Annotated in this window: 2 protein-coding genes; both read right to left on the bottom strand. The window is 68.4% G+C overall.

Annotation, left to right across the window (positions count from 1 at the left end):
• On the bottom strand, positions 1–1910 hold a 1910-nt coding region (locus tag VFH59_RS09050; RefSeq protein ID WP_325164560.1), incomplete at its 3' end, for an NADP-dependent malic enzyme.
• An 84-nt stretch (positions 1911–1994) separates the two neighbouring features.
• Positions 1995–2722, bottom strand: a 728-nt coding sequence (locus VFH59_RS09045; RefSeq protein ID WP_325164559.1) for a tyrosine/phenylalanine carboxypeptidase domain-containing protein, incomplete at its 5' end; no start/stop codon positions are given.

Raw genomic sequence — 2722 nt, 5'->3', positions numbered from 1 at the left:
CCGAAGTTCGAATGCGAGAGCAGCGCCACCTTCGGCTCGATGCCGAACAGCTTCAGGCGGTAGCTCGCCTGCAGCGTGGCCTCGGCGATCTGTTCGGCGGTCGGGTCGACCTGCACATGGGTGTCGACGAAAAACCACGCGCCGCGGTCGTTGATCACGCCGGTCATCGCCGAGGTGCACTTCACGCCCGGCTCCAGCCCGAACACCGAACGCAGGTAGCCGAGCTTCTTGTGGTAGCGGCCGACCAGGCCGCTGATCATCGCGTCGGCCTCGCCGCGCTCGACCATGATCGCGGCGATCAGGGTCGGCCGCGAGCGCAGCAGGTTCTTGGCCGCCGAAGGCGTCACGCCGCGCCGCTCCGTCAGCGCGTGGTACTGCTGCCAGTAGTCGTTGAAGCGCGGGTCGTCGTTGATGTTGGTCAACTCGAAGTCCACGCCTTCGCGCATGCGCAGGCCCAGCCGCTGGATGCGGGTGGCGATCACGTCCGGCCGGCCGATCAGGATCGGGAAGGCGAGCTTCTCGTCGATCACCGTCTGCACCGCGCGCAGCACGGTCTCTTCCTCGCCCTCGGCGTAGACCACCCGCTTGCGGTCGGCGCGCGCGCGCTCGTAGACCGGCTTCATCAGCAGGCTGGTGCGGTAGATGAACTGGCCGAGCTTCTCGCGGTAGGCGTCCATGTCCTCGATCGGCCGGGTGGCCACGCCCGAGTCCATCGCCGCCTGCGCCACCGCCGGCGCCAGCATTACCAAGAGGCGCGGATCGAACGGGCGCGGGATCAGGTAATCGGCACCGAACGACGGTACCTCACCGCCGTAGGCACCGGCGAGGTCGGAGGCTTCCATCCGCGCCAGTTGGGCGATCGCGCGCACGCAGGCGAGCTTCATCGCCTCGTTGATGCCGGTCGCGCCCACGTCCAGCGCGCCGCGGAAAATGTACGGAAAGCACAGCGCGTTGTTAACCTGATTCGGATAGTCCGAACGGCCGGTGGCGATGATGCAGTCCGGCCGCGCACGCTTGGCATCCTCGGGGGAAATCTCCGGGTTCGGATTGGCCAGCGCCAGGATGATCGGCCGTGCGGCCATGCTCGCGACCATCTCCGGCTTGAGGATGCCGCCGGCGGACAGCCCCAGGAACACATCCGCGCCCTCGACCACTTGCGCCAGCTCGCGCTTGTCGGTGTCGCGCGCGTAGCGTGCCTTGTCCGGATCGAGCCCCTCGCGGCCGGTGTAGATCACGCCGTCGCGGTCGTAGGCGAGGATGTTTTCCGGCTTCACCCCAAGCGCCACCAGCATGTCCAGGCAGGCGATGCCGGCGGCACCGGCACCGGTGGTGGCCAGCTTGATCTGGCCGATGTCCTTGCCGACCACTTCCAGCGCGTTGAGCACCGCCGCGGCGACGATGATCGCGGTGCCGTGCTGGTCGTCGTGGAACACCGGGATCTTCATCCGCTCGCGCAGCTTGCGCTCGACGATGAAGCACTCCGGCGCCTTGATGTCCTCCAGGTTGATGCCGCCGAAGGTCGGCTCCATCGCGGCGATGATGTCGACCAGCTTGTCCGGGTCGCGTTCGTTCAACTCGATGTCGAACACGTCGATGCCGGCGAACTTCTGGAACAGCACGCCCTTGCCTTCCATCACCGGCTTGCCGGCGAGCGGGCCGATGTCGCCCAGCCCGAGCACCGCGGTGCCGTTGGTGATCACCGCCACCAGGTTGGCGCGCGCGGTCATCTCGCTGGCCGCCTGCGGGTTCGCCACGATCGCCTCGCAGGCGTAGGCCACGCCGGGCGAGTAGGCCAGCGCCAGGTCGCGTTGGGTCACCATCGCCTTGGTCGCGCTGACCTTGATCTTTCCGGGGCGCGGGCAGCGGTGGTATTCGAGGGCGGCGTGGCGCAGGTCGTCGGGATGGGCCATGGGTGGCGGCTTTGTCACGAGGGGAGCGGCTTTACATGGTAGCAGCGGCGCCTGAACTCGCGGCCGAGCCGCGACCGCAGCCCGCTACAGCCGCAGGTTCAGCTCGTCCGCCTGCACCTGCCCCATGTGGATGCCGTTGACGAACAGCGAGAAGGCGAGCTTGCCGGCCAGGCCATGCACGTGCTGCATCCACGGCGGCAGCCAGCGCGGCGGCAACAGCGTGCCGGCCTCGAAATGCGGCTGCAGCGCGATCACGTCATGCAGCGCGAGCTTGCCGGCGAACAGATGCCGCAGCAGGTCCATGCGCTGCTGCTTGAACGCCCAGCGGAAGAAGGTGTGCACGGTGAGCAGGCCGGACAGGTAGACGTTGTCCTTGGCGAACGCCGCGCCGCCGGTCAGCGGCACGCCCCGATAGACCCGTTGCGCCGAGTGGAAGCTGTCGGCCACGCTCTGGCCGCACTGGCGGAAATACTTGAACACCTCGACGAAGTCGGCGCCGTTGAGCGCCATGTCGATCGCCAGGATGCGCAGGCTGATGCGCTTGAGCCGGGCAATGTCGATCGCACCGGACATCAGCTCGGCGAACACCGCCAGGCCTTCCTGGGTGGCGGTCACCCGCGGCGAGGTCCGCGCCAGCGAAGCAAGCCACGGCTGTTCGCGCCCGTTGAGCGCGGTCAGCGAATGCACGAACGCCTCGTGCGCCAGCAGCTGGTGCCGGTCGTACTCGCTGAAGCTGGCGCCGCCGCGCAGGCGGATGCGGGTGGCGCCGGCGGCCGCCTTGGCGGTCAGCTCCGGGTCCACCTCCACCGCGA

Origin of the sequence: Frateuria sp. (genome assembly GCF_035695185.1) — a bacterium.
In the GTDB taxonomy this organism is placed as follows: Bacteria; Pseudomonadota; Gammaproteobacteria; order Xanthomonadales; family Rhodanobacteraceae; genus Frateuria_A.
This window is presented reverse-complemented; position numbering and strand designations above follow the sequence as displayed.